This window comes from Actinosynnema sp. NPDC020468, from assembly GCF_040642015.1.
Lineage (GTDB): Bacteria > Actinomycetota > Actinomycetes > Mycobacteriales > Pseudonocardiaceae > Actinosynnema.
Genome location: NZ_JBFAEO010000061.1, coordinates 12455 through 37498, shown reverse-complemented (window position 1 = coordinate 37498; position 25044 = coordinate 12455). Strand labels below are relative to the sequence as shown.

Here is a 25044-nt window from a genome sequence, read left to right as displayed (position 1 = left end):
CCGCGGAGTCGGCCCGGTACCCGGCGGATCAGCCGTTCAGTCCACAGTGGACGGTCAGGACGGGTCCTCGACCCGGAGGTGGTACTCGCACCCGTACTCGACCGCGTACCGCAGGTCGTAGTGGTGCACGATCTTGGGCCCGCCGTGCAGGTGCACGTGGGTCACCGTGGGCTTGGGGGTCTCGGGCGCCTTGGCCACCGAGTCGACCCGACCGTCGAGGGGACCGCCGACGAACCTCACCACGTACGCGTGGGTCATGTCAGTGCCTCCCTCTCGTCGCCGACCATGGTACGAGAGCCCCACTCCGAACGCCGCCGATCTGCGGGCTTTACCAACCGGACGGCCCAGTGCCGAACCGACGCCCCGCGACACCCCCAACGCCGCGGCGGCACCCGGAACTTCCCGCCCGACGACACGTGACCGGCGGAGTCGCCCCGTCCTCGCCACACCCCGAATACCGCCCCACTCGCGCGATACAAATCGCACCACCCCATCGAGCGACCTGTTTTGCCCGGCCCGGCCACCGTCGGTACCATTCGCACTCGCCGGGACTACGGGTCCGGTTCTTTCATATCCGATCGATTTGGCAGGGTGCGGCACTCATTTCGACCACCGAGGGCGCCTGTCCAGCGATCCGTTTTCGCCGTGCCACCGCACCGAGGTCGTCGCGATCGACCGTGCCCGGCCGTGGAGGAAACCATGGTGAAGCGGAATGTCGGCGGCGAAAGCGGCGACAAGTAGCAGCAAGGTCCGACCCGAATAGCCGAGGGGCGCACGACCCCTCATGCAGCAGGCGCATAGTCGACGCCATCCAGAATGGATTGACGCGCGCCGGCACCCCTGTTTCAGTCGATGCACCGGAACCGGTTCACCGACGGGACGAGCCGCCGTTCCCGGACCCACCGGACGGGAAGGGGGCTCGATGCTCAAGGGGTTCGTCGACTACCTCGACGACCACCTGGCGGACGTGGGGCCGAGCGGCCTGCTGACCGCGACGCTGGGGATCCTGGCGTTCGGCAGCGCGCTCGGCTCCATCTTCGGGGTGGTGGCCGTGAAGGCGGTCGGCTTCGTGCTCGCGTCCCTGTACGTGGTGGCCGCCCTGGTGCTGCTCGCCCGCGGCCGCGGCGTCCAGGGCAGGCGGATCGAGCGGCTGGAGTCGCTGCTCACCTCGTACTGCAACCTGATCTACACCGAGATCGACCCGCTGTGGCGGATCGACCGGTGGGAGGAGGACGTGGTGATCGCCCGCAACGGCGACGTCACCGCGTCGATCGTGGTGCACGCCTTCGTGCTGGCGGACGAACTGGCGTTCTGCCGGGTCCGCCTGGGCCCGAACTGGCGCCAACCCCGCCGCGCCCGCCGCCGCGTCGACGTCCGGGTGAGCAGCGTCGAGGTCGACGGCACCGGCGGCACCCGCTGGGAGCGCACGTCGAGCTGGCTCGCCGACGGCCGCCTGGAGGTCCTGGTCCACTTCCGCCCGACGCCACCGGTGAAGGGCGAGGAGATCCGCCTGCGCTTCGACGTCTCGTGGCCGGGCAAGGCCACACCCCTGATGCGCCACGGCGACCCGGACGACTACATCACCATGATGGGCCTGCCGCTGGCCTACCTGTCCTACCGCGTCACCCTGCCACCGGGCACCCGCTCCCGCTGCGACGTCATCGGCCTCCGCAAGGGCGTCGACGACTTCGCGCTCGACCTCGACACGACCGCGCAGGGCCCGGTGGCCACCCTCGTCGTCCGCGACGTCCCCGCCGACCACCGCGTCGGCATGCGACTGGACCTCAAGTAGGACCGGGCAGGGCTCAGTCGACCTTGCGCGCCTTCGACGGCTGCACGCGCGGCGGTTCGCCGGGCATCTTCGGGTAGTCCGGCGGGTACGGGAGTTCGCCGCGCGGGTCCTTCTCGTACCACTCCAGCAGGGTTTCCAGGCCGAACGACTCGGAGTCCAGGGCCGCGTGCGGGTCGCCGTGCTCGGCCAGGTAGCCCGGCACGGACAGCACGTCGAAGTCGTCCGGGTCCACAGTGGACAGATCGTCCCACGTCACCGGGGTGGACACGGTCGCACGGGGTGTGCCGCGCACCGACCACGCCGACGCGATGGTCCGGTCCCGGGCCGCCTGGTTGAAGTCCAGGAACACGCGTTCGCCGCGCTCCTCCTTCCACCACGACGTGGTCGCGCGCTCCGGCACCCGCCGCTCCACCTCGCGGGCCAGGGCGATCACCGCGTGGCGGACGTCCACGAAGTCCCACGACGGGCGGATCCGGACCGCCACGTGGACGCCGCGGCCGCCGGAGGTCTTCGGGTAGCCCGTCATGCCCAGCTCGGCCAGCACCTCGCGCAGCACCAGCGCGACCTCCACCGCGTCGCGGAAGTCGGTGCCCGGCTGGGGGTCGAGGTCGACGCGCAGCTCATCGGGGTGGTCGGTGTCCGACCGGCGCACCGGCCACGGGTGGAAGTCGAACGTGCCCAGGTTCGCCGCCCACGCGAGCACGGCCTCCTCGGTCGGGCAGACCTCGTCCGCGGGCCGCCCGGAGGGGAACTTCACCCGGGCCGTCTCCACCCACTCGGGAGCGCCCTTCGGCAGGCGCTTCTGGTAGAACGCCTCGCCCTCCACCCCGTCGACGTACCGCTTCAGCGTGGTGGGCCGGTCCCGCAGCACGGACAGCAACGGCGCGGCGACGGCGAGGTAGTACCGGACCACCTGGATCTTGGTGATCCCGCGCGCCGGGAAGTACACCTTGTCCGGGTTGGACACCCGGACCACCCGCGAGCCTACGGTCAGTTCTTCCGCCTTCTTGGGCACGGATCGCAGCCTAACCCGGTCGGCTCAACCCCGTGACGAACGCGCGCAGTGCGAGTTCGAAGCTGTCGTGGTCCAATTCGGCCGCCGCGGCCGGCAGCAGGTGGGCCCGGTCCAGGTTCGGGTAGTCGGCCCGGTAGTCGGTCCGCGCGTCCCAGCCGCTGGAGAACGAGCTGAGCGCCGAGCCGAACACCAGGTACATCAACCCCGCCGCGATCATCGTCGCCTCCCGCCGCGACCACCCCGCGCGCACCAGACCGCCGTGCACCGCGTCCAGCCGGCGCAGCGACGCCTCGCGCCTGGCGGGACCGTAGGCCAGGAACGGCACGATGTTCGGGTGCTCGAGCAGCGCCTCGCGGTACGAGCGCGCGGTGGCCACCAGGCCGTGGCGCCAGTCGGCCGCGAACCCGCTCACGTCGACCGTCTCCAGGATCCCGGTGGCGATCTCGTGCAGCAGGTCCTCCTTGGTCCGCACGTGCCCGTACAGCGACGCCGCCTGCACGCCCAGCTCGGCGGCCAGCTTGCGCATCGACAGGCCGTCGAGCCCGTCCCGGTCGATGATGTCGAGGGCGGCGCCCCGGATGCGCGACGCGCTCAGGACCGGGTTCCTCGGCATGTCCGCTCCCCTTGCCCTCGACTCGACCGTGCGCCTACGGTGAAAACCTAACACCGTTAGGAGAATCGTGGACCTGCGAATCCCCGACGAGCACCGGCAGCTCCAGCAGCTCGCCCACCGGTTCACCGAGGAGCGGATCGTGCCGCACGCGGCGCGCTGGGACCGAGAGGAGGCCGTCGACCGCGACCTGGTTCCCGCGCTGGGCCGGGTCGGCTTCCTCGGTCTGGGCGTCGCGGAGGAGCACGGCGGCTCGGGCGGCGACAACCTCGCCTACTGCCTGGTGCTGGAGGAACTGGCGCGCGGCGACTCGGCGGTGCGCGGGATCGTGTCGGTGTCGCTGGGTCTGGTCGCCAAGACGATCGCCGGGCACGGCACCGAGGAGCAGCGGCGGCGGTGGCTGCCCGGGTTGTGCGCCGGCACGGCGATCGGCTGCTTCGGCCTCACCGAACCGGGCACCGGCTCGGACGCGGCGTCGCTCGCCACCAGGGCCGAGCGCGTCGGCGACGACTGGGTGCTCACCGGCCGGAAGGTGTTCATCACCAACGGGACGTGGGCGGACGTCGCGCTCGTGTTCGCCCGCACCGGCGGTCCCGGCCCGAAGGGGATCACCGCGTTCCTGGTGCCGACCGACAGCCCGGGCTTCCAGGCCACCGAGATCACCGGCAAGCTCGGCATGCGTGGTCAGGCAACGGCGGAATTGTCCCTCGACGGCGTGAAAATTCCGGATGACGCCCGACTCGGCGCCGAGGGCACCGGCTTCCGCCTCGCGATGGCCGCGCTCGACCGCGGGCGGATGTCCGTGGCGGCCGGGTGCGTGGGCGCGGCCCGCGGCGCGCTGGAGGCGGCCCTGAAGTACGCCGGCGAACGCGAGCAGTTCGGCCGTCCCATCGCGGGTTTCCAACTGGTGCAGGAACTCCTGGCCGACATGGCGGTCGAGACCGAGGCCGCGCGGCTGCTCACGTGGCGGTGCGCGGACCTGGCCGACCGCGGCGAGCCGTTCGGCACGGCCGCGTCCATGGCCAAGCTCTACGCCTCCGAGGCGGCGGTGAGGGCGGCGAACAACGCGATCCAGGTGTTCGGCGGCTACGGCTACGTGGACGAGTACCCGGTGGGCAAGTACCTCCGGGACACCCGCGTCACCACGCTCTACGAAGGCACCAGCCAAATCCAGAAGCTGCTCATCGGCCGGGCGCTGACCGGGGTCAGCGCCTTCGCGTAGAGGAGGCACGACGTGGACTTCACGCTCGATGAGGAGCAGCGGGAGATCCGGGACTGGGTGCGGACGTTCGTCCGCCGCGAGATCGCGCCGCTGGAGGCGGAGGTCCTGCGCCGCGAACGGCTCGGGCGGCCCGGCGTCACGCGCGACGAGCTGAAGGAGTTGCAGGACAAGGCGAAGCTCGCCGGGTTCTTCGGAATCCTCACCCCGCAGGAGTACGGCGGGATGGAATTGGGCGCGTTGATGGCCGCGCTTATCGAGGCCGAGCTGGGTCGCAGCTTCGTGCCGTTCCGGTTCGGCGGCCAGGCGGACAACATCCTGTTCCACGCCGACGAGGAGCAGAAGCGCCGGTACCTGCTGCCGACCATCGCGGGCGACCGGGCGTCCTGCTTCGCGATCACCGAGCCGGGCGCGGGCTCGGACGCCAAGGCGATCCGCACGTCCGCGCGCAAGGACGGCGGCGACTGGGTCGTCAACGGCGAGAAGACCTTCATCACCGGCGGCAACGACGCGGACTTCGTGATGGTGTTCGCGGTGACCGACCGCGAGAAGGGCGCGAACGGCGGCGTCACGTGCTTCCTGGTCGACCGGGACATGGGCTGGCGCTCCGAGCCGATCCAGACCATGGGCCAGTGGGGACCGGCCGCGCTGGTGTTCGAGGACGTGCGGGTGCCCGAGGCGAACGTGCTGGGCGAGGTGGGCCGCGGGTTCGACCTCGCCATGCAGTGGATCGGCCAGGGTCGCTACCTGCTGCCCGCCCGCGCGCTCGGCTCGTGCGAACGGCTGGTGGAGATGGCCGTGGAGCAGGCCCGCAACCGGGTCACGTTCGGCAAGCCGATCGCGGAGTACCAGGCCATCCAGTGGATGCTGGCCGACTCGGCCGTGGAGATCGAGGCGCTGCGGTGGCTCGTGCTGCACGCGGCGTGGTTGGTCGACCAGGGCGCGGACTCCCGGCAGGCGCAGTCCATGGCCAAGCTCTACGGCGGCGTCAAGGCCAACGAGATCGTGGACCGGGTGCTCCAGATCCACGGCGGCATGGGCTACACCCGCGAACTGCCGATCGAGCGGTGGTACCGGGAACTGCGCCTGCTGCGCATCTACGAGGGCACCGACGAGATCCAGCGCCGCACCATCGCGCGCAACCTGTTGAAGGGCCACGCGAAGGTGACCGGAACGCTCGGCTGACCACCCCGGCGGAGGTAGGGCTGCCCCCACCGGCGCTCCGGGAGCGCGCCCCAGGGACGACACCCGCGTCGCGCCACCACCATGGAGGCCATGCGACGAACCGCGCTCATCGAATCCGACCTGACCCGACTGCGCCTGCGCACACCGGCCGGCACGTTCGACGCGGTCGCGACCGGCCCGACCAGCGGACGCCGGGTGCTGCTGCTGCACGGCGCGCCGGAGTCCGGGATCGAGTGGCGGCACCAGCTCCGCTCGCTCGCCGCGCACGGCCACCGCGCGGTGGCGCCGGACCTGCGCGGCTACTCCAGCGGCGTGCGGCCGACGGGCGTCGCGGCGTACCGGCTCGAGCACGCGGTGCAGGACGTGGTGGACATCGCGGACTCCCTGGGCTGGGGCCGCTTCGACCTGGTGGGCCACGACTTCGGCGCGCTGGCCGGCTGGCTCGCCGCCGCCCGCCACCCGCTGCGGATCCGCACGCTGACGGCCGTGTCCGCGCCGCACCCCGGCGCGCTCGCGCACGCCCTGCGCACGGATCCCGACCAGCGGCGGCGGTGGTCGGAACTGGACCACCTGCGCGCGCCGGACGCCGAGCACGACCCGCTCACCTCGGGCCGGTTGGCGCGCGGCTGGCCGCCGAGCGTGCCGGCGGACCGGGTCACCCGCTACCTGCGCCGGCTGGCCGAGCCGGGCGCGCTCACCGCGGCGCTGAACTGGTACCGCGCCAACGACTTCACCGGTGAGTACCGACCGGTGCCGGTGCCGACGCGGTTCGTGTGGGGCGAGCGCGACGAGTGGATCAACCACCGCACCGCCCGTGCCGCCGCCGAGTGGGCGACCGGCCCGTACCGGTTCGCGGTGCTGCCGGACGTGGGCCACTTCGCGCCCGAGGAAGCCGCCGGCGCCACGACCGACCACCTGCTCGACCACCTGTCCGCGCACTGACCCCGCGACCGCGCCAAACGCTTGCGCACCACGGCCGGGGTCGGTGGAGCCCCGGAGGACACGGCCTCGGTGCGCGGCCGGCACACCCGCTCGACCGCACGGCTCGCCGGCGGTCCACGCCACCGCCGTGCCGCGAGCGTCCGGCCCGGTACCGCGCCCGACTCCGGCGCGTCCGCCCGGCGGCACCACCACCCGGGCGCTACTCGGCGACCGGGCCCGCCACCGACAGGCTCGTCAGCATCTGCGCGCACACCCGCGCCAGGTGCTTGCGCATCACCTCGGCCGCCCGCGTCGGGTCGGCCGCCTCCACCGCCGCGACCAGCGCGTCGTGGTCGTCCAGCGACGCGTGCTGGTGCGGCGGGTCGTCGTGCAGGGCGCTGCGCAGCAGGATCACCCGCTGCTGCACGAGCCGGACCTGCTCGGCGATCCGCGGCGAGCGGGCCGCGTCGAGCAGGGTCTGGTGGAACGCCAGGTCGAGCCGGTGCGGGAACTTCTCCCCCGCCGAGTAGGACCGGCGCGACTCCGCGCACACCGACCGCAGCCGCAGCACGTCCGCGTCGGTGCGCCGGGTCGCGGCCAGTTCGGCGGCGGCGCACTCCAGCGCGGCGCGCAGTTCGAACAGCGCCTTCACCTCGTCCGCGTCGGCCGACGGCACGTACGCGCCCCGGTGCGGCACCAACGTCAGCAGGCCCTCGGACGCCAGGTGCCTGATCGCCTCGCGCAGCGGACCGCGCGAGATGCCCAGCCGCTGGGCGGCCTCGACCTCGTTCACCCGCTCGCCGGGAGGTATCTCACCGGTCAGGACGAGATCGCGCAGGACGTCAACGGCCTGGCCGGCCAGGCTCAAGTGCAGCGGTGGTGTCACCAACGTCTCCTGGCACCTTATCGATCCGGTGTTGTTGACTGTCGACAGTAGACAGCGTACTCCCGGAGGAGGAGAGCATGGCTCACGACGTGGTCGCCGAGGTCTGGCGGGGCGACTTCCTGGAGTCCGTGCACCACGGTTCGGTCGTCGTCCTCGACCCGGAGGGCCGGGTGCTGCGCGCCGCGGGCCAGCCGGACGCGACGTGCTACCCGCGGTCGTCCAACAAGCCGTTCCAGGCGCTCGCCCTGGTGCGCAACGGTTTCACCACGTCCGACGAGCTGCTGGCGCTGGCCTGCGCGAGCCACTCCGGCGAGCCGTTCCACGTCGACGGCGTCGCGCGGATCCTGGCGGCGGCCGGCCTGTCGTTCGCCGACCTGGGGTGCACGCCCGACCTGCCGCTGGGCGAGCACGCCCGCACCGCGCTGCTCGCGGCCGGCGGCGGACCCGAGCCCCGGTACATGAACTGCTCCGGCAAGCACGCCGCGATGCTCGCCACCGCCGTGCGCAACGGCTGGTCGACGCACGACTACCTGGACCCGTCGCACCCCGTGCAGAAGGCCGCCAGGGACACCCTGGAGGACCTGTCCGGCGAACGGGTCGCCGCCGAGGGCGTCGACGGCTGCGGCGCTCCCCTGCACGGCATCAGCCTCACCGGGCTGGCCCGCGCGTTCGGCCGGCTGGCCGTCGCCGAGCCCGGCACGTCCGAACACCGCGTCGCGCACGCCATGCGCTCGTACCCGGAGTGGGTCGGCGGCGAGGGACGCGACGTGACCACCCTGATGCGCGGCGTCACCGGCTCGGTGGCCAAGGACGGCGCGGAGGGCGTGTACGCGATCGGACTGCCCGACGGCTCGGCCGCGGCGTGCAAGATCGCCGACGGGTCGACGCGGGCCCGGGCCGTGGTACTCCTCGCGGCACTGCGGGAACTGGGCGTGACGGGACCGGCCGAGTTGGCCGAGTTCCCCGTGCTGGGGCACGGCCGCAAGGTCGGCGGCGTGCGTCCCGCGGCCGCTCTCACGGGTTGAACCACCCATTACCCTGGTCGCCATGGCCAGTTCCAGAGCCGCCGACTCCCCGGACGACGGCCCTCAGGGGCGGATCGACGACGAACTCATCGGGCTCGACCCGGACGACCCGGAGACCAGGGCCTTCGCCGAGCACCTCGACCGGATGCGGCGCGAGAACCCGGCGTTCACCGTCGAGGGCTACCTGGCGGGCGTGGCGGACTTCGCCGACTCGGCGAACCGCGCGGGCGGCCTGCGCCGGCAGACCGCGGTGCTGATCGTGCTGCTCATCCTGCTGGGCGTGGCCGTGAGCGTGTGGTTCGGTCTGGGCGAGATCCTGTCCGTCCTCTTCGTTTAACGTGGAGGTATGGAACCTGTCGTCGGCGCCACCCCGAAGGTGGTCCACTCCGAGCTCGAGTGGCGCGAGATCCTGACGCCCAAGGAGTACAAGGTGCTGCGGGACGCGGGCACCGAGCCGGCCTGGGTCGGCGAGTACACCGACACCAAGACCGAGGGCGTCTACTCGTGCCGCGCGTGCGGGGCCGAGTTGTTCCGCAGCGACACCAAGTTCGACTCGCACTGCGGCTGGCCGTCGTTCTTCTCGCCGCTCGCGGCGGACACCGTGATCCTGCGCGAGGACCGGGCCCTCGGCATGGTGCGCACGGAAGTGCTTTGCGCCACATGTCACAGCCACCTCGGGCACGTTTTCGAGGGTGAGGGCTACGAGACCCCGACGGATCAGCGCTACTGCATCAATTCGATCAGTTTGCGTCTGGTCGAAAGCCCCGCCGGTCACGCAGACTGAAGGCGCTACTCCGAACGATGACGACAACCACACCGGGAGGAAACATGCGCATGCTCAAGGGCACTGACGGCGAGGGCTCCGGCGGCGTCGACGGCGCGTCGTCGTCCTGAGGCCCCTCTACCGCAAACCCTAAGGTTTGCCCAAGCACTCTTGTCGGAGTGTGAAGCGGCGCACACGATTGCCTCCTGAACGGCGGGACCCGTTTCCGCCGTCGGCCGCAGGGGGTGGACCGTGGAGCGACCGTGGGGCCTGTCCGGCCCGGAATTCCTGGAGCTGTACTGGATCGCACTGGCGGTGACCACAGCCGTCGCGATCGTCGTCCGAGTGGGCCTGCGTGGCACGCGGGGAGGCGTGCCCGCGGGCCCACCGGACCTCTACGAACTGGCGTACCTCACCGGCGGACCGCGCCGGGTGGTGGAAACCGCCGTCGCCGCGCTGATCTCGTCCGGCGTGCTGGTCGCGGCCAGGCAGGGTTCGGTGCGGGTGGCCGGCTCGCCGACTCCCGCGAACGCCGTCGACGCCGCCGTGCTGGCCGACGCCAAGCGCTACAAGTACCGCACGCTGGCGCTGCTGATCACCGCCGTGTCCACCCACGACGCGGTCGTGGAGGTCGGGGACCGGTTGCGCGCCAACGGTTTCCTGATGACGACCCGCGCCGTGAAGCGCTCGCTGCGCTGGGGCGTGCTGCCGATGGCGGCCCTGCTCGCGATCGGCGTCGTGCGCTGGGTCAACGGGATCGCGATCGGCGCGCCGGTCGGCTGGTTGACGTTGCAGCTCGCCCTGACCGGTGTCCTGGTCGGCGTGCTGCTCAAGGCCGCTCCGGTCACGCTCACCGCCAGGGGGACCAGCGCGGTGGGCGAGGCCCGGGCCAGGGGGAGGAGGGCGACCGGTTCGGTCCCGGAGGCCGAGCTGGTCGCCCTCGGGGGGTTCGCCGTCCACCCGAACATCCCGTTGCGCGCGGCCGTGCACCCGCATCCCCGGGCGCGCAACCGCCGGCCCCGCGCGTCGGCGCGGTCCTCGTCCGACTCGGGCGCGTTCATCGCCTCGTCGGGTTGCGCGTCGGTGTCGTCCTGCTCGTCGGGCTCGTCGTGTTCCTCGGGCTCGTCCTGCGGAGGCGGCGGCGGGTGCGGCGGCGGCGGTTCCTGATCCGCGAATCACCCGATCCGCAACACGATTTCTGCGGAATTCGATCCCGAATTCCTCCGGCCCGCCATCCGGTGTTCACCACGCCGTTTCCGGAATCCGCCCACCACGCCGCGGGAATCGCGTGGTGGGCCGTCCTTCGACAGCGGAGCGGGGTCGGGCGACCACGCCTCGTCGTCGGCTTGCCCGGCGGGGTGGACCGGGCCGGTAACGCTTTCCACGCCGCCACGAAAACACCACGTGGAGGCGTCGGTGTCCGGCGGCGGACGGGTGGAACCGATCAGCCGGTCCGCACCGTCACAGGCACCGCTTCCCCGGTGCGGGCGAGCGGTTCGCCGGCGGCGCTCGGCGGCACAGCAGTGGGAGGACGGGGACGATGGCGACTTCGTGGACGCCGGCTTCGGCGGGTTCGACGGCCGAGCTGTGGCCCGAGGAGGCGGCCTTCCTCGCGGGCGGCGCCGGTCGGGTGGCCGAGGTGGCCGTGGTGTCACTGGTCGAGGCGAACGCCGTGCGCGTCTCGCGCGACGGCCTGGTGAGCCCGGTGCAGGGTCCGACCCGGCAGTGGAGTCCGCTCCAGGCGTTCGTGCTGCGCGTCCTGCCGAGGCCGCTCGGCCAGGTCGTGAACGCCACCGCGGGCAGCACGGAGGCGCAAACCCTGCGCAAGCACCTGGTCGACCGCGGTTTCCTGGTCTCCCGCGGACGCCGGGTCGCGATCGGCTGGATCCGGGCGGTGCTGCTCGCGCTGGCGGTCGCCGCGATCGTCAGCGCCGTGCTGCCCCGGTTCCCGATCGGCTACTCGATCCTGCTCTTCGTGGTGGCGCTGATCGCGCGCTACGTCGCCGGCAAGTTCCGCGGTCCGCTCACCCGCCAGGGTCGGGAGGCGGTCAAGCGGCTGCGCGCCCACGCGGCCAGCGGCGACCGGGTCGTGCTGGTCGCGAGCTACGGTCTGCTCGGGCGCTACAACCGGCAGCCGGTGTGGAAGTACCTGGGCCTGTCCGACGAGGCCGCGGCCACGCTGCACCGGCGGGCCCGGGCGAACACGGCGGTGTCCGACGCCTCCTGCGGCGGCAGCACGTGCGGCGGGTGCAGCAGCTGTGCGAGCAACAGCTGCTCGGCGGGCAGCACGTGCAGCTCGTCGGACAGCGGTAGTTCGTCGTGCGGCAGCGGCAGTTCGTGCAGCAGCGGGTCGTCGTGCAGCAGTAGCAGCTCGTGCAGCAGCGGAAGCTCGTGCGGCAGTTCCTGCGGCGGCGGTGGCGGCGACTGAGAGGGGACGGACGTGGACAAGCTGGGTGTCGGCATCGGCTGGCGCGCGGAGATCGACCTGACCGTGGAGAGCCTCCCGGTCGACTTCGTCGAGGTCGTCGCGGAGAACCTGCACGTGGAGCACCTGCCCGAGTCGGTGCTGCTGCTGCGCGAACGCGGTGTGCCCGTGCTGCCGCACGCGGTGTCGCTGTCGCTGGGCGGCGCGGACCCGGTCGACCCGGCGCGGGTGCGGCACCTGGGCGCGCTCGCCGAGGCGCTGGACGCGCCGTTCGTCAGCGACCACGTGTGCTTCGTGCGCGCGGGCGGGCTGGACTCCGGGCACCTGATGCCGTTGCCCCGCACCAGGGACGCGCTCGACGTGCTGGTGGCCAACGTGAAGGCCGCGCAGCGGGACCTGCCCGTGCCGCTCGCGCTGGAGAACGTCGCCGCGCTGCTGGAGTGGCCGGCGGGCGAGCTGACCGAGGGCCAGTTCCTGGCCGACCTGGTCGAGCGGACCGACTGCCACCTGCTGATCGACGTGGCGAACCTGTACGCCAACGCGCGCAACCTCGGCACCGACGTCGACCGCTTCCTGGACGAGATCCCGCTGGAGCGCCTGGCCTACGTGCACGTCGCGGGCGGCGTCGAGCACCACGGCGTCTACCACGACACGCACGCGCACGCCGTGCTGCCGGAGGTGCTGGACGTGCTGGCGAAGCTCCGCGACCGGGTCGACCCGCCGGGGGTGCTGCTCGAGCGCGACGACGACTACCCCGCCGACGCGGAACTGGCCGCGGAACTGGCCGCGATCCGCGCGGTGCTGGCCCGGTGACCGCGCCGCAGCGCGCGGAACTGGCCCGCGCCCAGACCGAGTTGCTGCGCGCCCTGCTGGCCGACGGCGCCGTGCCCGAGGGCTTCGACCGCGACCGCGTCGCCATCGAGGCCCGCGCGCTGCTGAACAAGCGCCGCGGCGTGGTCCGGATGGTGCGCCCGGACCTCGCCGACACCCTCGGCGACCGCTTCCGCCCGCTGTTCGACGCCTACAGCCGCGCCAACCCGAAGCACGAGGACACGAGGATGCGCCAGTACGCCGCCGCCTTCGCCGAGTGGCTGGTCACCCAGGGCGAACTGGAACCACCCCGCAAACGCCGGTGGTGGCAGCGCAAGCCCTGACCCACCCCGCTCGGCGCGCCCGACACCGGCCCGCCGCGTGGCAGGCCGGACACCTGCCCCCACCGCAAGGCACCCGACACCCAGCCCACCGCGAGGAAAACCAGGCACCTGCCCACCGCACGGCGCGCCGAGCACCAGACTCCCCACGCGACAGGCCGGGCGCCGACACTCCACGCGACAGGCCGGCCGTCCACGCCCGTCGCGGCACACGACGCGCGAACCTCCGCGGCTGACGCGGCACCCGTGCCCGCGGCACCGGGAAGCGCGCCCGCGCGGAATCCGGCGGACCGGGCGGGTCGGGGACGATCCGACCTTTCCACCCGGACGGCCGAACCCGTCTCGACTGGCGCCGGCCCCGTCGCGCGGACTACCGGGCGCACCGCCCCGCAACGCCCGGCAGCCAACCGATTCGTTGTGGCACAAGGCCTTTCGGCCCAACGGCGGTACTCGCGGCACACCGTGACCGCGCTGGGCCGTCCGGGAACGCGCCAGGCCCCCGAAGAGCCGCTGTCCTCACCCGCACGGGTGGTTAGCGTCGACTGTGTTGGGGGGCAGATCACCTCGGGTTCACACCGCCGCCGCCGGAGCCGACGGCGCCCTTCCGACGGCGCGCACGCGCGAACCACCGGATTCGGGAGGTGTCTGCGTTGGGTTCTGCGAATTCCGGCCGGAGAGTCGCCTGGGGGGCGACGATCCTGGCCATCGGGCTCGTGACGGGTGGCACGGGGGTCAGCACGGCGGCACCGGGCACGGCCGCCACGCCGGACGAGGTCACACCGGGCGCGGTCGGCGTCACGCTGATCACCGGCGACCGGGTGGCGCTGACCGGTGCCCGGGTCGGCTCGCTGACACCGGGCCCGGGACGGGAGAGGATCGGGTTCCGCACGTTCACCCGGGAGGGCCACCTGCACGTGGTGCCCGAGGACGCGCTCCGACCGCTCGCCGCGGGTCGGGTCGACCTGCGGCTGTTCGACGTCACGGGCCTGGTCCAGGCCGGCTACGACGACGCGGCGCGCGACTCGGTGCCGTTGATCGTGCAGGGCGCGCCGGGTCCGGTCCGCACCGCCGGCGCGAGCGTGACGGCCGACCTGCCCGCGGCGGGCGCCGTGGCGGCCACGGCGGAGAAGTCCCGGGCGACGGCGACGTGGAACGCGCTGCTGGCCGACGCCGGCGTGCGCGAGGTGTGGCTGGACGGCCTCCGGCAGCCCTCGCTCGACCGCAGCACGAGGCAGATCGGCGCGCCCGCCGCGTGGGACGCCGGGTACACCGGCAAGGGCGTCAAGGTCGCGGTCCTCGACACCGGGGTGGACGGCGCCCACGCCGACCTCGCGGGCCGGGAGATCGCCGAGAAGAACTTCACCACCGATCCCGACAACACCGACTCCGTCGGCCACGGCACGCACGTCGCGGCCACCATCGCGAGCCGGGACGCGAAGTACCGCGGTGTCGCGCCGGACGCCTCGCTGCTCGACGGCAAGGTGTGCTTCAGCGGCGGCTGCGCCGAGTCGTGGATCCTGGCGGGCCTCCAGTGGGCCGTCGACCAGGGCGCGGACGTGGTGAACCTCAGCCTCGGCGGCGCCGACCGGCCGGGCCTCGACCCGCTGGAGGAAGCGGTCAACGCGCTGTCCGCGTCCTCCGGCACGCTGTTCGTGGTCGCGGCGGGCAACTCGGGCGCGCCGGGCACAGTCGGCTCACCGGGCAGCGCGGACGCCGCGCTCACCGTCGGCGCGGTCGACCGGGACGACTCGGTCGCCTCGTTCTCCAGCCGGGGCCCGCGCGCCGGCGACGACGCGGTGAAGCCGGACGTGACCGCGCCCGGTGTCGGGATCGTGGCGGCCAAGTCCGGCGCCGGCACGATCGGCGACCCCGTCGATCCGACGCACGTGGCGCTCTCGGGCACCTCGATGGCGACACCGCACGTGGCGGGCGCGGCGGCACTGCTCGCGCAGCAGCACCCGGACTGGACCGGCGCGCGGATCAAGGCGGCGCTGACCGCCTCGGCGAAGCCCTCGGCCGGCGCGACCGCGTTCGACCAGGGCGCGGGCCGGATCGACCTGGCGAAGGCGATCACCACCGCGGTCACCGCCGACCCGGTGAGCGTCGGGCTCGGCGTGCAGCAGTACCCGCACACCGACGACGTGCCGGTCAGCAAGGTGATCACCTACCGCAACCCGGGCGGCACGCCGCTCGGGCTGACCCTGACCGTCGAGTCGACCGGACCGGACGGCAAGCCCGCGTCGGTGTTCGCGGTGAGCCCGTCGTCGGTCACGGTGCCCGCGGGCGGCGAGGCGACGGTGTCGGTCACCGGCGACACCCGGAAGGCCGCGCTCGACGGCGCGTACTCCGGCGTGGTCGTGGCGAGCGGCGCCGCCGCGGTGCGCACCCCCGTCTCGATCACCCGCGAGGTGGAGAGCTACGACCTCACGCTGAACCACGTGGGCGCGGACGGGCGGCCGACCCGGGACTACACGACGCTGGTGCTGGGCCTGGACAACTCGCAGGTGCTGTTCCCCTACGAGGAGGACGGCAGCGTGACGGTGCGGGTGCCCAAGGGCGAGTACTTCGCCCAGTCGCAGCTGGGCAGGCCGGAAACCGGGACCGCGTTCGTGTTCGCCCCGGCGCTGACCGTCGGCGGTCCGACCACCACCGCGGTCGACGCCCGCTCGACCGCACCGGTGAAGATCACCGTGCCGGACCCGGCCGCGATCACCCGGCTCGGCGACTTCACCGTCACGCGCCGCGTCGGCGGGTACGCCCACAGCTTCGGCACGCTGCTGCCCGACGGTTTCGCCGGCACGTCGTTCGGCTCGACCGGCCCGGTCCCGGACCAGGTCACCACCGTCGTCGGCCTCCAGGCGGAGGGCACACCGGTCGGCGACGCGTCGGTGGCGTACCGGTTCGCGTGGCAGGAGAAGGGCGTGCCGAAGGGGTTCACCCGGGCACCCGCCCGGCGCGACCTGGCGACCGTGCGGACCTCCTACGGCTCGCCGACCGCCAACCAGGGCCACGCCTTCAACCCGCTCGCGAACGGCGACGGCGGCTGGTCGTGGGTGGCGCCGGTGCGCACCGCGTCCATCGACCACCTGACCACCGGCACGAAGTGGATCAGCGCGTACCTCCGGTTCGCCGACAACGGTCCGGGCGCGTTCCAGTTCAGCAGCGGCGAGCAGTCCCTGCGGCCGGGCCGGGAGTACCGGGAGCGGTACAACTTCCCCAACTACGGCCCGACGCTGCCGAAGCAGGCCTACCCGTACCTCTCGCGCAGCGGCGACACCATCTCGTTCGGCATGGCGCTGTGGGGTGACAGCGACGGCCACCCGGGCGGCGCGGACGTCACGGCGGCCCGGACCGCCCTGTACCGCGACGGGGTCAAGGTCCGCGAGGCCTCGAACCCGGCCTCCGGCGTGTTCACCGTCCCGGCCGGACCGGGCGACTTCCGGATCGAGGCGGGCGGCGAGCGGGTGGCGGGCACGTCCGACTTCGCCACGAAGGTGACCGGCGAGTGGACGTTCCGCTCCGACACCACGCCCGGCACCGGCCGGGCGACGCCGCTCCCGCTGTCGGTGGTGCGGTTCACGCCGAAGCTGACCGACACGGGCGCGACGCCGGCGGGTCGGCTGCTGGCGGTGCCGTTCGTGGTGGAGCAGCAGGAGAGCCCGACCGCGGGCAGGGTGCGCGAGGTGGCCGTCGAGGTGTCGTTCGACGACGGCGCCACGTGGTCGAAGGTCCCGGTCGCGGGCCGCACGGCGCTGGTCCGCAACCCGGACCGGCCCGGCGCGTTCGCCTCGCTGCGGGTGAAGGGCGCGGACACGAAGGGGAACACCTTCGCGCACACCGTGATCCACACCTACCGACTGGGCTGACCGGACCGGCCGTCCACAGTGGACCGATCCACTGTGGACGGCCGGCGGCTCAGGGCAGGGAGGTGACGAGTTCCGCGGCCGGCACCCGGGTGCCGGTGTAGAACGGGATCTCCTCGCGCACGTGCAACCGCGCCTCGGTGCCGCGCAGGTGGCGCATCAGGTCCACGATGCGGTGCAGCTCGTCCGCCTCGAACGCCAGGATCCACTCGTAGTCGCCCAGCGCGAACGACGCCACCGTGTTGGCGCGCACGTCCGGGTAGTCGCGGGCTTCCTTCCCGTGGTCCGCCAACATCTTGCGGCGGTCCTCGTCGGGCAGCAGGTACCACTCGTAGGACCGGACGAACGGGTACACGCACACGTACTTGCGCGGCTCCTCGCCCGCCAGGAACGCCGGGACGTGGCTGCGGTTGAACTCCGCCGGGCGGTGCAGCGCGACCTGGCTCCACACCGGCGTCGACGCGCGGCCGACCGCGGTGCGCCGGAACCCGGAGTAGGCGGCCTGGAGCTGCTCGATCTCCTCGGCGTGCCACCAGATCAGGTAGTCGGCGTCGGCGCGCAACCCCGCCACGTCGTACACGCCGCGCACCACGACGCCCTTGGACTCCAGGCCGTCGAGGTACTCCTGCGCCTCGGTGGCGGCCGGGCCGCGGTCGTCGGGCAGGCGACCGGACTCCACCCGGAAGACCGACCACATGGTGTAGCGGATGGTGTCGTTGAGCTCGGTGTAGTTCAGGCGGGCCATGCCCCTCATCCTCTCACTCGGCGACGCGCACCCGGCCGAGCACGTGGGCGGCCACCCGGCCCGCCGCGGCGTCCGCCGTGGCGATGCAGGCGGGGATGCCGACTCCGTGCAGGGTCGCGCCCGCGACGGCCAGTCCGGGCACGGCGGCGACCGCGTCCTCGATGTCCCGCACCAGGTCCAGGTGCCCGACGCCGTACTGCGGCAGTCCGCCGCCCCAGCGCTGGACCACCGCGTCGACCGGCGGTGCGGTGATGCCGGTCAACTCGGCCAGGTCCGCCCGCACGGCGGCCACCAGCTCCTCGTCGTCCCGCTGGAGGGACCGCACGTCGCCGTGCCTGCCGACGCTGCCGCGCACCAGCACGGGCTCGCCGCCCAGGTGCGCCCACTTGCGGCTGGAGTAGGTGAAGGCCTTGGCGCTGAACGGGGTCCCGTCCGCGTGCCGCTCGTGCTCGGCCAGCAGCACGCCGGACCGCTCGGGCAGCACGGTGCCCGCCGGCAGCGCCAGCGCGACGACCGCCATGGACGCGAGCTCGACCCGGCCGTACCCGTCCGACGCGCGCGGCGCCACGTGCTCCAGCAGCTTGCGCCCGGCGGGCGCGGGCACGGCCAGCACGACGCCGTCCACGTCGAGGAACTCCGGACGCGAAGGCGTGCCCAGTTCCAGCCGCCAGTCGCCGGCCCGCCGGATCAGCCTGCGCACCGGCAAACCCAGGCGCAGCTCGGGTTTCGCGGCCGCCACGAGCGCTTGGACGAGCGTGGACAGCCCGGTCGTGAGGGTGCCGAACACCGGCGCGCGCGGCGACCTCGGCTGCGGCGGCGCGGGCAGCGTCGTGGCGGCGGCCGCGAGCAGCGAGCCGATGCCCGAGTCCAGCGCGGTGGCCAGGGCGGGCAGCGTGGCGCGCAGGCCGAGCGAGTCCGCGCGGCCCGCGTACACGCCGCCCAGCAGCGGACCGACGAGCCGTTCGCCCACCTCGGGGCCGAACCGCTCGCGCAGCAGCGCGCCGACCGACACGTCCGCGCCGCACAGGCTGATCGGCGGCAGCCCGGGCTCCGCGGCGACCCGGCGCGCGCCCTCCTCCGACAGCACCGCCCGGACCGCCTCGACGCTCGCCGGCACGCCCATCTGGGTGTGCGCCGGGATGGCGCGCACGTCACCCCCCGCGCGGATGCTCCCGGCGACGCCGGTGGGGTGCGCGATCCGCTCGGCCAGCCCGAGTTCGGTGATCAGGTCGGTGGCCTCGGGCCTGCGGTGCACGAACGCCTCGGCGCCCAGGTCGTAGGACCGACCGCCGACCTGGGCGGTGCGCAGCTTGCCGCCGAGCCGGTCGGACTGCTCGACGACGGTGATCGTCGCGGTCGGGCCGAGCAGCAGGCGCAACCGGTGCGCCGCGGCCACACCCGAGATCCCGCCACCCACCACCGCGACGCGCATCGGTCTCATCCCGCCCGGTGCACCAGTTCGACGGCCTTCGTGATCACGTCCGGGTCGGTGTCCGGCAGCACGCCGTGACCCAGGTTGAAGATGTGCCCGGCGGCGGCCCGGCCCTCGGCCTTGATCCGGTCGACCTCGCGCTCGAGCGCGGGCAGGCCCGCGAACAGCAGCGCCGGGTCCAGGTTGCCCTGCACGACCGGCGCCGGGGCGTCCGGCGCGGCCTCGACCAGCCGGCGGACCGCCTCGTCCAGCGGGGTGCGCCAGTCGACGCCGACCACGTCCGCGCCCGCCTCGCGCATCGCGGGCAGCAGGTGGCCCGTGCCGACGCCGAAGTGGATGCGCGGCACCTCGCGGATGCCCTCGAGGACCTTGGTCGAGTGCGGCAGCACGAACTCGCGGTAGTCGCGCTCGGACAGCGCGCCCGCCCACGAGTCGAACAGCTGGACCGCCTGCACGCCCGCGTCGACCTGGGCGCGCAGGAACGCGCCGGTCACGCCCGCGAGCTTGTCCAGCAGCGCGTGCCACAGGTCGGGGTCGCCGTGCATGAGCGCCTTGGTGCGCTCGTGGTTCTTGCTGGGGCCGCCCTCGACCAGGTACGAGGCGAGCGTGAACGGCGCGCCCGCGAACCCGATCAGCGGCACCCCGTCCAGCTCCTTGAGCAGCAGCCCGATGGCGTCCACCACCGGCCGCACCTGCTCGGGCGCCAGGTCGGGCAGCGCGTCCACGTCGTTCCGGTCGGCGACCGGCTTCGCGACCACCGGACCGGTGCCGGGCACGATGTCCAGGTCGACGCCCGCCGCCTTGAGCGGCACGACGATGTCGGAGAACAGGATCGCCGCGTCCACGTCGTGCCGGCGGACCGGCTGCATGGTGATCTCGCGGACCAGGTCCGGGTCGAAGCAGGCGTCGAGCATCGCGGTGCCCGCGCGCAGCGCCCGGTACTCGGGCAGCGAACGACCCGCCTGGCGCATGAACCAGACCGGCGTGCGGGACGGCGTGCCACCGCGTGCGGCGACCAGCAGCGGGGCTTCGGTGTAGTCGCTCATGTCCCTTTCATCGTCCCACGGGCGCGATGCGCGCAGTTTCCGGTACCGGCGTGCCGTGCCTCACCCGACGGGGTTCGAGGCATACAGTCCGTGTGTGACCGGAGTGGCGGCGGAGCCCGAACTGTTCCGGCGGGCGGTGGCGACCCTGCGGTCGGTGCGGGTCCGGCCGGAACTGGAGTTGACCGAGGTGCGACCGCCCCAGAGGCTCGCGCCGTGGGCGTACGCGCTGACCGCCGAGGTGACCGGACCCGGGGACGAGCTGTCCACCGGCCGGCTGGTGCTGCTGCACGACCCCGAGGGCGTCGAGGCGTGGTCGGGCGTGTTCCGGGTGGTGGCGTACGTGCGGGTGGAGGTCGACCCGGAACTGGCCTCGGACCCGCTGCTGCCCGAGGTCGGCTGGTCCTGGCTCGCGGAATCGCTCGAGGAGACCGGCGCGGCCTTCCGCGCCCTGGGCGGCACCGTCACCCAGACCTCCTCGGCCCGCTTCGGCGACATCGCGGGGCCGGCGCGAACCGACGACCTGGAACTCCGCGCCTCCTGGACCGCCGCCGACGCGGACCTGTCCCCGCACGCCCAGGCCTTCTACGACCTGATGGCGACCGCGGTGGGCCTGCCACCGGTGGGCATCTCCACCCTCCGCTGACCCGCGAGCCGCGCGGTCGGGCCGGGCGAGTCCTCCACCCGGGCACCACGAGTCGCGCGGTCGGGACCGGCGAGTCGTCCGGTCGGGTCACGCGAGTCCTGCGTGCGGGTCGGGCGCTCCGGCACCCCGGGTCCTGCGTTCGGGTGCCGGAGCGAGCGCCTACTTCTTGACCTGCTCGGCCTTCTTGACCGGCTCCGGCGGTGGCGGGGTGTCCAGCGCGGTCGCGAGCACCGACGCGGTCAGCCGGATCTGCCAGTTCCGCGCACCGCCCTCGCGCAGCACGGCCGCCACGCTCTCCGGCGAGGTGTCCGCCGGCGGCTGCCAGCAGGTCCGGCGCACCAGGTCGGGCAGCAGCAGGTTCTCCACCGGCAGGGTGTTCGCCTCCGCCACGGCGGCGAGCGCCGTGCGGGCCGCGGCCAGTCGGGCGGCGGCGGCCGGGTCCTTGTCCGCCCAGCGGTTGGGCGGCGGCGGGCCGTCGTGCTGCTGGGACGGCTCGGGGAGTTCGGCGCGCGGCAGCGCGGCGGCCTTCTGCAACGCGCCCAGCCACACGCCCACCATCCGGCGCTGCGCCCGGCCCCGGAACACCGGGAGCGCGGACAGCGTGGCCTCGTCGGGGGGGTTGCGCACGGCCGCCTCGACCAGCGCGGAATCCGGCAGCACCCGGCCGGGCGCGATGTCGCGCTCGCGGGCCACCGAGTCCCGGGCCTCCCACAGCGCCCGCACCGACGCCAGCTGGCGCGGGCTGCGGATCTTGTGGATGCCGGACGTCCGGCGCCACGGCTCGGCGCGCGGACGCGGCAGGGGAGCCAGCCTGGCCGCCTCGAACTCCTCGAGCGCCCACTCCAGCTTGCCCTGCCGCTTGAGTTCCTGTTCGAGCACGTCGCGCAGCTCGACCAGCAGTTCCACGTCGAGCGCGGCGTAGTTCAGCCAGTCGGCCGGAAGAGGACGGCGCGACCAGTCGGCCGCGCCGTGCCCCTTTTCCAGTCGATAGCCGAGCAGGCGCTCGACGAGCGTGCCCAGTGCCACCCGTTCGAAACCGGCCAGCCTGCCCGCCAGCTCGGTGTCGAACAACGCGCTCGGACTCAAGCCCAGTTCGGCGAGGCACGGCAGGTCTTGCGACGCCGCGTGCAACACCCACTCGGTCCCGTCCAGTGCCGCGATCAGCGGGTCGATCCGACCACCCAGGGCGATCGGATCGACCAGCACGGTCCCGGCGCCTTCCCGGCGCAGTTGCACCAGGTAGGCACGTTGCGAGTAGCGGTAGCCCGAGGCTCGCTCGGTGTCCACCGCGACCGGTCCCGTCGCCGCCGCGAGCGCTTCCGCGGCACGTTGCAGCGACGGGGCGTCGGCCACCACGGGCGGAACCCCGTCAGCGGGTTCCGTCAGTGGTACCGGATCAGCTCCGGTTGGTTCGGTTGGCTCGTCGGCGGATACATCCACGGCGGATGACCCTACGACGAACGCACCACTCGCGGGTGTGTTCGGCCGGTTCAGTGTGTTGACCTGCTCAGCGGATCACGCCGGCACGCATGGCCAGCGCCACCATCTGAGCCCGGTCCCCGGTGCCCAGCTTGCGCCCGATCCGCGACAGGTGAGACTTCACCGTGAGCGCGGACAGGCTCAGTGCCTCGCCGATCTCCTTGTTGCTCTGGCCATCGGCGACCAGCTGGAGGACCTCGACCTCACGCGCGGAGAGTTCCCGCGGCGTGTTGTCGGTGCCCGGCACGCGCGTTCCCGCGGCGAGCACGGGAGCCACGCTCGGGTCCGCGTAGACGCCGCCGTCGAGGACCCTGCGCACTCCGTCGGTGACCACCATCGGCGAGGCCGACTTCAGGAGGTACGCCTGAGCGCCCGCCTGGAAGGCCGACCTGACCGCGTAGGGGTCGTCGGAGGACGCGAGGACCACGATGCGGGGCCAGCCCTGGGCACGGAGTTCCGTGACCAGGTCGATGCCGGTTCCGTCCGGCAGACCCAGATCGAGGATCGCGAGATCACACGGTCCGGTGGCGAGAGCCCGCGCCCGAGCTTCCGCGACCGAAGCCGCCTCATGCACTGTCCCGGCTCCCATCTGGGTGAGCCGAGCCGATATCGCCTCCCTCAGCAGTGGGTGGTCGTCGACCACCAACACCGAAAAAAGCTCCTCCCGCGGGTGCGGGACCATGTTCGCCGGCAACGTGCCGGCTGGCGTGGTACGAACGGCCTGACCTAAGCCGACGGCAGCCACGTCACTACCTCCCTGGAGTCGGTCGTGCCCCCCGACCGGCACCGGGACTTTCGGCCAATCAGCCGCGCCACTGATCGACCGAAAGTGGTGTCGTCTGGGGCAGCGTAGCCGCCCAAGCGGGTCTACGGGACGATCAATCGGGTATCTATCGCGAATGAGTCGTCACTGCGGGCCTCCGTTGTCACACGATCGGATGACAATCAGATAGGGGCGGTAACGCGAGTTCCGCTCATGACGACACAGAGGAGTTGCGGGTGGCGAGCACCACAGGTCGAGATCGTGCAGCGGAACTGCTGGCCGGGAGCCCCCTCGTGGACGGTCACAACGACCTCCCGTGGGCACTCCGGGACCGGGTGGCGGGCCGGGAAATCGGTGAAAAGTCAACGCCTGTCGACGTAGCGTTCGACGCGTCCCGAATCGACCTCCGGGCCCTCGTTCCCGGACTGCACACCGACCTCGCCCGCGCCCGGCAGGGCCGCTTGGGCATCCAGTTCTGGTCCGTGTGGATCCCCTGCCGGCTGGCGGGCGACGCAGCCGTCACCACCGTGCTGGAGCAGGTGGAACTGGTCCACCGGCTGATCGGGGAGAACCCGGACGACCTCGCGTTGGCAACGACCGCGGACGAGGCCGAGGCGGCGTTCGCCTCGGGTCGGATCGCCTCGTTGCTCGGCGCCGAGGGCGGCCACAGCATCAACGGCTCGCTGGGCGTGCTGCGGGCCCTGCGCCGGCTCGGCGTCCGGTACATGACCCTCACCCACAACGAGAACACCCCGTGGGCCGATTCGGCGACCGACGAGCCCGTGCACGGAGGGCTCACGGCGTTCGGCCGCGACGTCGTTCGGGTGATGAACGAGATCGGCATGCTTGTCGATCTTTCGCACGTCGCGCCGACCACTATGCGTGACGCCCTGGACGTGTCGACTAAGCCCATCGTGTTCAGCCACTCCTCTTGTAGGGCAGTGGCCGATCACCCTCGGAATGTTCCGGACGACGTGCTCGAGCGGCTGCCCGCCAACGGCGGCGTCTGCATGATCACGTTCGTGCCCGCCTTCGTGTCGCCGCGTCTCGCCCAGTGGGACGAGAACCTGAAGGAGGCGATGGCCCAGGCCGGCGAGCGGCACAACGACCTGGAGGCCCGCGACCGGTTCGCGGCCGAGTGGGAAACCCGCAACCCGCCGCCCGCCGTGACGCTGGACGACGTGGTCGCGCACGTCGAGCACGCGCGCGAGGTCGCGGGCGTGGACCACATCGGCCTCGGCGGCGACTACGACGGCGTGAAGGAGCTGCCGACGGGCCTGGAGGACGTGTCGACCTACCCGAACCTGATCGGCGCGCTGCTCGACCGGGGCTGGAGCGAGGCGGACTGCGCGAAGCTCGCCGGCCGCAACGCCCTGCGCGTGCTGCGGGACAACGACTAGACCCGGCGCGGGCCCGGCGACGTCCGCACGTCGCCGGGCCCGATCCCGGTCAGCACTCCGGCGCGGTGAGGCGGGAGGACAGCTCCCGGCGGGCCAGCCTGCGGACGGCCGCCACCGCCGCGTCGCCCAGCACCGAGCCGACCACCACGCCCTCCAAGGCCGCGTCCTGGTTGGGCGCGCCCAAGACGTAGTCCAGGTCCGCCTCCGCCAGCCGCAGGCAGACCTCGGCGTAGGTGTCGAGCTGCCGGAAGAACTCGTGGTGGCCGACCTCGCGCGCCGTCGTCAGCACGCTCACCAGTGACTTGAAGGCGAACGACTTCGGGTTGCAGTGCCAGCCCCGGGACTCCAGGAACTCGCGCACCTGCTCGCGGGCGACCTCGTCGGAGTCGTCCAGGTTGGGCGGCGCGACCGCGGCGGTGACCGTGCCCATGGCCTTGTGCAGCGACTTGTCCGGGTCGTCCAGCACGCCGAGCACGTCCCGGACGGCGGCGATCGACAAGCCCCCAGTCTCCACCATCGCCCGCACCAGCCGCAGCCGGTGCAGGTGCGCCTCGCCGTAGCGGGCCTGGTTCGGACTCGTCAGCTCGCCCGCGGGGAGCAGGCCCTCACGCAGGTAGTACTTGATCGTCGGCACGGGCACGCCGGTCCGGCGGCTGAGTTCGGCGATGCGCACGGCACGCC

The 25044-nt window shown here is 73.0% G+C and carries 24 protein-coding genes; 14 read left to right on the top strand and 10 right to left on the bottom strand.

What is annotated here, in order from left to right:
* Positions 1 to 54: 54 nt before the first annotated feature.
* Entirely contained in the window at positions 55 to 258 is a 204-nt protein-coding gene (locus AB0G50_RS31675) for a hypothetical protein (RefSeq protein WP_360116126.1), read from the bottom strand.
* A 664-nt stretch (positions 259 to 922) separates the two neighbouring features.
* Here AB0G50_RS31675 and AB0G50_RS31670 point away from each other — a divergent pair.
* Entirely contained in the window at positions 923 to 1792 is an 870-nt protein-coding gene (locus AB0G50_RS31670) for a hypothetical protein (protein ID WP_360116123.1), read from the top strand.
* A gap of 13 nt (positions 1793 to 1805) precedes the next feature.
* On the opposite strand, the gene ligD is transcribed toward AB0G50_RS31670, so the two are convergent.
* Together ligD and AB0G50_RS31660 are read right to left on the bottom strand one after the other, a co-directional pair.
* Positions 1806 to 2807: a non-homologous end-joining DNA ligase gene (ligD, locus tag AB0G50_RS31665; RefSeq protein ID WP_360116120.1), complete on the bottom strand. Its 1002-nt coding sequence runs from the start codon at positions 2805 to 2807 to the stop codon at positions 1806 to 1808.
* Between the two features lie 10 nt (positions 2808 to 2817).
* Positions 2818 to 3420: a TetR family transcriptional regulator gene (locus AB0G50_RS31660; RefSeq protein ID WP_360116117.1), complete on the bottom strand. Its 603-nt coding sequence runs from the start codon at positions 3418 to 3420 to the stop codon at positions 2818 to 2820.
* A gap of 67 nt (positions 3421 to 3487) precedes the next feature.
* Between AB0G50_RS31660 and AB0G50_RS31655 the strand changes: the two genes are divergently transcribed.
* The 3 genes from AB0G50_RS31655 (at position 3488) to AB0G50_RS31645 (ending at position 6763) form a co-directional block, all read left to right on the top strand.
* Positions 3488 to 4639 (top strand): acyl-CoA dehydrogenase family protein, encoded by a 1152-nt coding sequence (locus tag AB0G50_RS31655; RefSeq protein ID WP_360116114.1) that lies wholly within the window; start codon positions 3488 to 3490, stop codon positions 4637 to 4639.
* Positions 4640 to 4651: 12 nt separating this feature from the next.
* On the top strand, positions 4652 to 5821 hold the full coding sequence (locus AB0G50_RS31650; RefSeq protein WP_360116111.1) for an acyl-CoA dehydrogenase family protein: 1170 nt from the start codon (positions 4652 to 4654) through the stop codon (positions 5819 to 5821).
* Positions 5822 to 5911: 90 nt separating this feature from the next.
* The gene (locus AB0G50_RS31645) at positions 5912 to 6763 is read left to right on the top strand and encodes an alpha/beta hydrolase (protein ID WP_360116108.1); all 852 of its coding nucleotides are present in this window, start codon (positions 5912 to 5914) and stop codon (positions 6761 to 6763) included.
* 199 nt (positions 6764 to 6962) lie between these two features.
* Here the strand turns inward: AB0G50_RS31645 and AB0G50_RS31640 are convergent, their stop codons facing one another.
* Positions 6963 to 7628, bottom strand: a complete 666-nt coding sequence (locus AB0G50_RS31640) for a GntR family transcriptional regulator (protein ID WP_360116105.1) — start codon at positions 7626 to 7628, stop codon at positions 6963 to 6965.
* A 77-nt stretch (positions 7629 to 7705) separates the two neighbouring features.
* Between AB0G50_RS31640 and AB0G50_RS31635 the strand changes: the two genes are divergently transcribed.
* The 8 genes from AB0G50_RS31635 (at position 7706) to AB0G50_RS31600 (ending at position 16858) form a co-directional block, all read left to right on the top strand.
* The gene (locus tag AB0G50_RS31635) at positions 7706 to 8653 is read left to right on the top strand and encodes an asparaginase (protein WP_360116102.1); all 948 of its coding nucleotides are present in this window, start codon (positions 7706 to 7708) and stop codon (positions 8651 to 8653) included.
* Between the two features lie 22 nt (positions 8654 to 8675).
* The gene (locus AB0G50_RS31630; protein ID WP_360116099.1) at positions 8676 to 8990 is read left to right on the top strand and encodes a hypothetical protein; all 315 of its coding nucleotides are present in this window, start codon (positions 8676 to 8678) and stop codon (positions 8988 to 8990) included.
* 9 nt (positions 8991 to 8999) lie between these two features.
* Entirely contained in the window at positions 9000 to 9437 is a 438-nt protein-coding gene (gene msrB / locus AB0G50_RS31625; RefSeq protein ID WP_360116096.1) for a peptide-methionine (R)-S-oxide reductase MsrB, read from the top strand.
* 231 nt (positions 9438 to 9668) lie between these two features.
* Positions 9669 to 10583 (top strand): TIGR04222 domain-containing membrane protein, encoded by a 915-nt coding sequence (locus tag AB0G50_RS31620; RefSeq protein ID WP_360116093.1) that lies wholly within the window; start codon positions 9669 to 9671, stop codon positions 10581 to 10583.
* A gap of 373 nt (positions 10584 to 10956) precedes the next feature.
* Complete coding sequence (locus AB0G50_RS31615; RefSeq protein ID WP_360116090.1) at positions 10957 to 11844, top strand: TIGR04222 domain-containing membrane protein; 888 nt, start codon at positions 10957 to 10959, stop codon at positions 11842 to 11844.
* A gap of 12 nt (positions 11845 to 11856) precedes the next feature.
* Positions 11857 to 12654, top strand: a complete 798-nt coding sequence (locus AB0G50_RS31610) for a DUF692 domain-containing protein (protein ID WP_360116087.1) — start codon at positions 11857 to 11859, stop codon at positions 12652 to 12654.
* Positions 12651 to 12995 (top strand): hypothetical protein, encoded by a 345-nt coding sequence (locus AB0G50_RS31605; RefSeq protein WP_360116084.1) that lies wholly within the window; start codon positions 12651 to 12653, stop codon positions 12993 to 12995. Before AB0G50_RS31610 ends, AB0G50_RS31605 begins: the two co-directional genes overlap by 4 nt.
* Before the next feature lie 647 nt (positions 12996 to 13642).
* Positions 13643 to 16858, top strand: a complete 3216-nt coding sequence (locus AB0G50_RS31600) for a S8 family serine peptidase (RefSeq protein WP_360116081.1) — start codon at positions 13643 to 13645, stop codon at positions 16856 to 16858.
* 49 nt (positions 16859 to 16907) lie between these two features.
* Here the strand turns inward: AB0G50_RS31600 and hemQ are convergent, their stop codons facing one another.
* Genes hemQ through hemE form a run of 3 tightly spaced genes read right to left on the bottom strand, consistent with a single transcriptional unit; the run spans position 16908 to position 20078 of the window.
* Positions 16908 to 17600 carry a hydrogen peroxide-dependent heme synthase gene (gene hemQ / locus AB0G50_RS31595; protein ID WP_360116078.1) on the bottom strand — a complete coding sequence of 231 codons (693 nt, stop codon included), beginning with the start codon at positions 17598 to 17600 and terminating at the stop codon, positions 16908 to 16910.
* A 13-nt stretch (positions 17601 to 17613) separates the two neighbouring features.
* Positions 17614 to 19041 (bottom strand): protoporphyrinogen oxidase, encoded by a 1428-nt coding sequence (hemG, locus tag AB0G50_RS31590; RefSeq protein ID WP_360116075.1) that lies wholly within the window; start codon positions 19039 to 19041, stop codon positions 17614 to 17616.
* On the bottom strand, positions 19038 to 20078 hold the full coding sequence (gene hemE / locus AB0G50_RS31585; protein WP_360116072.1) for a uroporphyrinogen decarboxylase: 1041 nt from the start codon (positions 20076 to 20078) through the stop codon (positions 19038 to 19040). Before hemE ends, hemG begins: the two co-directional genes overlap by 4 nt.
* 94 nt (positions 20079 to 20172) lie before the next feature.
* Here hemE and AB0G50_RS31580 point away from each other — a divergent pair, with 94 nt between their 5' ends.
* Positions 20173 to 20721 (top strand): DUF3000 domain-containing protein, encoded by a 549-nt coding sequence (locus tag AB0G50_RS31580; RefSeq protein ID WP_360116069.1) that lies wholly within the window; start codon positions 20173 to 20175, stop codon positions 20719 to 20721.
* Between the two features lie 159 nt (positions 20722 to 20880).
* On the opposite strand, the gene AB0G50_RS31575 is transcribed toward AB0G50_RS31580, so the two are convergent.
* Together AB0G50_RS31575 and AB0G50_RS31570 are read right to left on the bottom strand one after the other, a co-directional pair.
* On the bottom strand, positions 20881 to 22161 hold the full coding sequence (locus tag AB0G50_RS31575) for a ribonuclease D (protein ID WP_360116066.1): 1281 nt from the start codon (positions 22159 to 22161) through the stop codon (positions 20881 to 20883).
* A 67-nt stretch (positions 22162 to 22228) separates the two neighbouring features.
* A complete protein-coding gene (locus AB0G50_RS31570) occupies positions 22229 to 22882 on the bottom strand; it encodes a response regulator transcription factor (RefSeq protein WP_181320591.1) in 654 nt (217 codons plus the stop codon).
* Between the two features lie 317 nt (positions 22883 to 23199).
* Between AB0G50_RS31570 and AB0G50_RS31565 the strand changes: the two genes are divergently transcribed.
* Positions 23200 to 24363 carry a dipeptidase gene (locus AB0G50_RS31565; protein WP_360116063.1) on the top strand — a complete coding sequence of 388 codons (1164 nt, stop codon included), beginning with the start codon at positions 23200 to 23202 and terminating at the stop codon, positions 24361 to 24363.
* Between the two features lie 49 nt (positions 24364 to 24412).
* Here AB0G50_RS31565 and AB0G50_RS31560 read toward each other — a convergent pair whose 3' ends face one another.
* Positions 24413 to 25036, bottom strand: a complete 624-nt coding sequence (locus AB0G50_RS31560; protein WP_360116060.1) for a MerR family transcriptional regulator — start codon at positions 25034 to 25036, stop codon at positions 24413 to 24415.
* Between the last annotated feature and the right edge of the window lie 8 nt (positions 25037 to 25044).

Excerpts from the sequence above, each read along its gene's own strand:
- hemG (WP_360116075.1), bottom strand. The coding sequence starts at position 19,041 with ATGAGACCGATGCGCGTCGCGGTGGTGGGTGGCGGGATCTCGGGTGTG.
- AB0G50_RS31675 (WP_360116126.1), bottom strand. The coding sequence starts at position 258 with ATGACCCACGCGTACGTGGTGAGGTTCGTCGGCGGTCCCCTCGACGGT.
- hemE (WP_360116072.1), bottom strand. The coding sequence starts at position 20,078 with ATGAGCGACTACACCGAAGCCCCGCTGCTGGTCGCCGCACGCGGTGGC.
- hemQ (WP_360116078.1), bottom strand. The coding sequence starts at position 17,600 with ATGGCCCGCCTGAACTACACCGAGCTCAACGACACCATCCGCTACACC.
- AB0G50_RS31635 (WP_360116102.1), top strand. The coding sequence starts at position 7,706 with ATGGCTCACGACGTGGTCGCCGAGGTCTGGCGGGGCGACTTCCTGGAG.
- AB0G50_RS31615 (WP_360116090.1), top strand. The coding sequence starts at position 10,957 with ATGGCGACTTCGTGGACGCCGGCTTCGGCGGGTTCGACGGCCGAGCTG.
- AB0G50_RS31570 (WP_181320591.1), bottom strand. The coding sequence starts at position 22,882 with ATGGTCCCGCACCCGCGGGAGGAGCTTTTTTCGGTGTTGGTGGTCGAC.
- AB0G50_RS31670 (WP_360116123.1), top strand. The coding sequence starts at position 923 with ATGCTCAAGGGGTTCGTCGACTACCTCGACGACCACCTGGCGGACGTG.
- msrB (WP_360116096.1), top strand. The coding sequence starts at position 9,000 with ATGGAACCTGTCGTCGGCGCCACCCCGAAGGTGGTCCACTCCGAGCTC.
- AB0G50_RS31630 (WP_360116099.1), top strand. The coding sequence starts at position 8,676 with ATGGCCAGTTCCAGAGCCGCCGACTCCCCGGACGACGGCCCTCAGGGG.
- AB0G50_RS31660 (WP_360116117.1), bottom strand. The coding sequence starts at position 3,420 with ATGCCGAGGAACCCGGTCCTGAGCGCGTCGCGCATCCGGGGCGCCGCC.
- AB0G50_RS31645 (WP_360116108.1), top strand. The coding sequence starts at position 5,912 with ATGCGACGAACCGCGCTCATCGAATCCGACCTGACCCGACTGCGCCTG.